The sequence below is a fragment of the Streptomyces sp. UNOC14_S4 genome (genome assembly GCF_020740835.1).
Classification (GTDB): Bacteria; Actinomycetota; Actinomycetes; order Streptomycetales; family Streptomycetaceae; genus Streptomyces.
In genome coordinates, this window is the sequence record NZ_JAINFC010000547.1 from 1 (window position 1) to 4,915 (window position 4,915).

Consider the following 4,915-nt stretch of genomic DNA (forward strand, 5'->3'; position numbering starts at 1 on the left):
GCCACCGGCCCCCGCCAGGCCGCCTCGTACGACATCCAGCGCTGCGGAAACACGTCGAACAGGGTGCTGCTGACCTTCGACGACTGGTCCTACGACAACTCCAAGCGCGCCGTGCAGGTGGGGGAGTACCTGCAGGGCAAGGGCATCCGCGCCGCGTTCTTCCTCATCAACGAGTACGCGTCCCAGTACCCCGGCACCGTCGAGACCCTGCGCAGACAGGGCCACTACGTCGGCAACCACACCTGGTCCCACCCGCACCTGCCGCAGCTCTCGGACCAGGAGGTGCGCACCGAGATCACCAAGGGGGTCGCCAGCACACTGCTGCGCCCGCCGTACGGCGACTTCGGCGAGCGCGAGACCCGGATCGCCGCGGAACTGGGCTACCGCATGTGCACCTGGACCATCGACACGCTCGACTGGGACGGGCCCGGGGGCTCCCGGACGGCGTCCCAGATCCGCGCGGCGGTGACGGACGCGTCGGCTGCGGACAAGCGGGGCGGAGTGGTGCTGGGGCACCTGTTCACCCGCTACCCGGATGTGCTGCCGGACATCATCGGCGACCTCCGGGGGCAGGGCTACGCGTTCTGCCGGGACACGGGAGCCACGACACGGAACATTCCGGCGGTGCTGAAGTGCTGACTCAGCCGAGTCAGCCGAGTCAGCCGGCTCAGAGGCCGCCGTCGACGCGCACGGTCCACGTGAGGGTGCCGTCGGCCTGTCGTTCCGACGTGGCGACGAGCTCGCCGCCGCCCTTCTCCTTCGTGGGGAACGCGATGCGGAACCGGGCGGATTCCTCGCCGGGCTCGCCGGGCTCGTACGTCAGGGTCAGGCGCCTCGGGGTGACGTCCTCCAGAGCAGGCGGCGGGGTGGCGCCGAACAGCCCGAAGAGCGCCTCGGCGGTGCGCCGTTCCTTTCCGGCCTCGGGCTCCACGGCGAACGCGTAGCTCTTCTGGCCCGTCGCGAAGTCGAGGGGGCAGATGATGAGGAGGGTCTCCTCCCCATTGTTCTCCTCGTCCTCCTCGACCCCCTCGTCGACGACGAGTGCCGCCTGGGCGTAGAGCTCGCGGACGGCGGCTCCGTCCACGACGCGGATCTCGTGGACCAGCGTCGCCTCCCGCAGCCCGAGGGCGCCGAGGACGGACAGCACGGGGTGCTTCCTCAGCGCCAGGCCGACCTGGACGCCGATGACGGGAGCGTCGTCGGGGTTCGCCTCGTCGTCACTGAAGAACCAGAGGGAGAGGTTGGGGGTTTCCCGGACGATGATTCCGGTGACGCAGAGATTGGCCGTGTCCGGGACCATCATGGTGAGGGTGGAGCTCATGGCGAACCAGTCCGAAAGGGCGTCGAGGTTCACCGCGTTCTTGAGCTCCCCCAGTTCGTCCGGGAGGCCGTCGGGCAGCGCCACTTCCGGGGTGGGGGGCGAAAGGGTCTTGAGCCATTCCTTGATTTCGCCGACGGTCATTGCCACAGCGCATTCCTCCCCGACCGTTCGGCCGCGCGAGGCACGGGCCGCCGTGAGTGTGGGACAAGTGTGGGACGTGAAATTCGGGCGCACGCTATCAGCGGACGGCTCCGGAACAGCTCCGGAGCGGCGCCGATCAGGCCAGGTGGCGGGCGGCCGGCGGCGGAGCTTTCGTCGGGCTCCGCGAAGGAATCCAACCGTTGACCTCTTTGTCGGCAAGTGTGGCGACCGGTCGCCGATGTCCCTCGGGGTCGCTCGGGAAACGGTCATGACCCGTGGCGAGTACGGGCCGGACGGACCGAAACCGGACCCGAAGTCGACCTTCGGAGGGTGACGCCGGCGCGACCGGGCGTCACGCCACGACGTCCAAATCTGGCCGCTGCCCCCTGACGCCGGACCGAAGGCAAGGCTGTCACATGCTAGTTTCCCCGCGCCACGGAAAACCGACGGAGGGTGGGCATGGCGAAAGTGAGGCCCCGGCGACCGGACCGGGCAGTGATTCTCCGGCATGGCGGCCGAGCGTCCGACACCTGCCCCAGGTGCCACTGGGCCAGGAACCGGGAAGACGAAGGCAAGGCACTCCACGGCATTCCCGAACTGACCGACAGCGAGCGCCTGCGCGAGGTCGTCGCGAGGATCGGCGAGAACCTGAGGCAGGACCGGGGCCTGACCGGCGACCCTGCCGCCGTCTTCCTGCTGGGCGCGCTCGAAGCGAGGATCGACGGGAAGGACCACTTCCTCGTCGCTTCCAGCGGGCGGACCGCCGATCCCTGGCTCCGGGACGAACACCTCGACGGGATCACCCACCACCCGGGGGAGTGGCAGCAGGTGAACCCGGCCGTCCCCGCCGACCGCACGGGGTGGCTGACGGTCCGCGGCGAGAAAGTGGACCTGAGCGTGGGCGTGGAGGATGTCGGCAGGCCGTGTCCGGCCGTCAAACTCCTGCTCGGTCTGGGTCAGTTGCGCCTCGACTGGGAATCCGTCGAGTACGTGCGCGTGAGCGAGATGGCGTACGTCGGCCCCGGCGCGGAGGACACCGACCACGTGCGGACCTGGCGCGGCCGAGGCGCCGCAGGCTCCTGGACCGCCCACTCCTGCGACTCCTGCGAGGCCCGCATCCCGTACCTGATCTGCGACGTCCCCGCCCACCGCATCGTCGACCAGGGGCTGTTCGCGGACCGCCTCTAGAAGACCGCCTCCAGAAGGCCAGCTCTAGGAGATCGCCAAGGTCGTCACCCCGGTCGCGCTGGTGAAACCGTTCCCCAGGCACTGCAGAAGGCTCGGCTGGAGCACGGGGATGACCTGGAGCAGTTTCCGGCTGCGGAAGCGGCCGTGGGTGACGGTTCCGGCAGCCGGGGTGACCACCTGGCCGGCTACGGCCGTGCTGCTGCCGGCGATGTCGGCAGTGCTGGAGTCACCGGTGCTCCAGGTGTAGGTCCGGCGGGCGTGGAACCCTTCGAGGAGGTTGGTGCAGCCGGTTTCGAGAGTGAACTCGTCGTGGTAGCCACCGCTCTTCGCCTTGCCGTCACCGCCGCCGCAGGAGGTGAAGCGTCCGTCGACCGTGATGTGGATGGGGCGTGCCTGGAGGGTGACCCCCGGTTCGTAGCGGATGGACTCGGTGCCCTGACACAGCAGCGGTCCGGACTCCCGGGGATGGGCGGACGCCGGGACCGGCGCGGCCATGCCGAACAGTACGGCGGCCGCCAGGGCGACCGCGCGCAGCCGCTTCCCGCTCTTCCCGCCGTCCGTCACCGCGGTTCTCTTCACGCTGAGCAACATGAGGCAGTCCATGCCCCGGTCATACGGTCCGGAGACGGGCGTGCCGGAGCGACGACGGATGCCCGGTCTCGTACAACCGCGTGCGACGCGGTGCGCACGCCTACCTGTACCGGCTGTCCCGCGCATAGTCTCGTTCCGCCCCCTTTGACCCGCCACGGGGATCGATCTCCCGCAGGGCCCCGGGTCTGAGCGAGCTGGAGAGAGATGGACACGCTGGAGAGCGGCGCGCTGGCCGTGCCGGGCGCGGAGCTGTATTTCGAAGTGCGCGGATCCGGGCCGCTGTTGTTGCTCATCCCGGGCGGCGCCTCCGACGCCGACGTCTTCCGGGGCCTGGCCGACGAGCTCGCCGCCTGCCACCGCGTCGTCACCTACGACCCGCGCGGCATCTCCCGCAGCCCCCTCGACGAACCGCCGCCCGAACCGCCGTCCGATACGTGGACCGATACGTGGACCGATACGTGGACCGATACGTGGACCGATACGCGGACCGAAACGTGGCTCGACACCCAGGCCGACGACGTCGGCCGGCTGCTCGACCACGTCGGCGGCCCCGGCGAGCCGGTGCGGGTGTTCGGCAGCTGCGCGGGCGGGTCGATCGCCCTGGAACTCGTGGTCCGCGATCCGCGGAGGGTCCGGCTGGCCGTCGCCCATGAGCCGCCAGCCATGGGGGTGTTGCCGGACGCGGCGCGGCACGCCGCGTTCTTCGACGAGGTGCACGCGACGTTCCGCCGGGAGGGCGTTCCGGCGGCCCTGGACAGGCTCCGGGCCCTCTTCGGCGGAAGGCCCGCACCGGAGCTTCCCGAGGCGGCCGACAACAACGCGTTCTTCCTCTCCCACGTCATGCTGTCCTCCTCCCGCTGTGTGCCCGACATCACCGCGCTGACGGCTGTGGCGGACCGCGTCGTCATGGCAGGTGGCCGGGAATCACGTACCCACGACGTGCACCGGCCGGCGGCCGTCCTCGCGCAGCGGCTCGGCCGGACACTGGCGGAGTTCCCCGGCGGGCACTCCGGTTACGCCGGACACCCCGCCCTCTTCGCCGTGCGGCTCGCGGAAATCCTGGCCGACGCGCGCCCCGTGCGCGGCTGACGGGCTGACGCGCCGTGCGCATCCTGATGGGAGCCCAGAACTGCGGCTTCGGCCCGGCCTCCGTACTCGTCGCCGTCTCCCGGCTGCTCCCCGGACACCAGCGGGTGTTCGCGGGGGACGGTGTCGCGGCGGCGTTCGCCCGCCGCAACGCCGCCGCCTTCGACAGCGTCCACGAGCTCGCCGGGCCGCCGCACGGGAACGGAGCCGACCCGCTCGAACCACTGCTGGAGGGCAGCGACCAGGTCGTCTCCGTCATGGACGCCGACCTCGTCCTGCGCGCCTTCGTGGCACGCCGCCCGGTGGTCCTGGTGGACTGCCTGTTCGGCTTCTGGCAGCACCGGCACTCCCTGGCGCGGATCCGTGAGCTCTGCGCGACCGTGCCGCGTACCACTCTTCCGGCGGTGCGCCGCCACCTGGCCCGCCTCTCACCGCACGAACACGTCCTCGCCGCCCACCTGCTGGCCGACCACAGCGTGGTCCAGAACTTCCCCGGCGTTCCGCGGCGCGCGGCCGAGTTCACCGACGCCGGCGCGGACCACGCGATACACCTGACCGGCCCGCTCGTCGACCTGGAAGGCCTGCGGG

At 70.8% G+C, this 4,915-nt stretch carries 5 protein-coding genes and 1 pseudogene; 4 read left to right on the plus strand and 2 right to left on the minus strand.

Features of this window, described 5'->3' with window-relative positions; all coding sequences use genetic code 11:
- The coding region (locus K6I34_RS31680) for a polysaccharide deacetylase family protein (RefSeq protein WP_229331354.1) at positions 1-639 on the plus strand (639 nt) is incomplete at its 5' end.
- A gap of 28 nt (positions 640-667) precedes the next feature.
- On the opposite strand, the gene K6I34_RS31685 is transcribed toward K6I34_RS31680, so the two are convergent.
- A complete protein-coding gene (locus K6I34_RS31685) occupies positions 668-1,462 on the minus strand; it encodes a hypothetical protein (RefSeq protein ID WP_229331356.1) in 795 nt (264 codons plus the stop codon).
- 495 nt (positions 1,463-1,957) lie between these two features.
- Between K6I34_RS31685 and K6I34_RS31690 the strand changes: the two genes are divergently transcribed.
- On the plus strand, positions 1,958-2,650 hold the full coding sequence (locus K6I34_RS31690) for a hypothetical protein (RefSeq protein WP_229331358.1): 693 nt from the start codon (positions 1,958-1,960) through the stop codon (positions 2,648-2,650).
- 24 nt (positions 2,651-2,674) lie between these two features.
- On the opposite strand, the gene K6I34_RS31695 is transcribed toward K6I34_RS31690, so the two are convergent.
- Complete coding sequence (locus tag K6I34_RS31695; protein WP_229331360.1) at positions 2,675-3,229, minus strand: hypothetical protein; 555 nt, start codon at positions 3,227-3,229, stop codon at positions 2,675-2,677.
- Positions 3,230-3,445: 216 nt separating this feature from the next.
- Between K6I34_RS31695 and K6I34_RS31700 the strand changes: the two genes are divergently transcribed.
- Positions 3,446-4,330: an alpha/beta fold hydrolase gene (locus tag K6I34_RS31700; RefSeq protein WP_229331362.1), complete on the plus strand. Its 885-nt coding sequence runs from the start codon at positions 3,446-3,448 to the stop codon at positions 4,328-4,330.
- Positions 4,331-4,344: 14 nt separating this feature from the next.
- A pseudogene (locus K6I34_RS31705) lies at positions 4,345-4,915 on the plus strand (hypothetical protein); the annotation flags it as partial.